The sequence below is a fragment of the Leifsonia sp. HAY1-4F genome (assembly GCF_056755275.1).
In genome coordinates, this window is the sequence record NZ_JBNDHX010000768.1 from 1 (window position 1) to 228 (window position 228).

At 74.1% G+C, this 228-nt stretch carries 1 pseudogene; it reads left to right on the forward strand.

Annotated features, from left to right (window positions below):
- Nucleotides 1-228, forward strand: a pseudogene (locus ACPYOG_RS21280) (primosomal protein N'); the annotation flags it as partial.

Below are 228 nucleotides of genomic sequence, written 5' to 3' on the forward strand. Positions count from 1 at the left end.
GGGTGTGCGGCCGGATCGCCACCGAGTGGCAGCGTGACCACTGCGAACACCGGGCGTTCCGTCTCGTCACCGTCGGGTCCTGGCGGACGGCGGAGGAACTGGGACGCGCGTTCCCGGGCATCCGGGTCATCCTCGCCGACGGCGACCACCCGTTGCAGCGGGTCGGGGCGGCGCCTGCGCTCTTCTTCGCGACCCGTGGCGCGGAGCCCATCGCGGAGGGCGGCTACC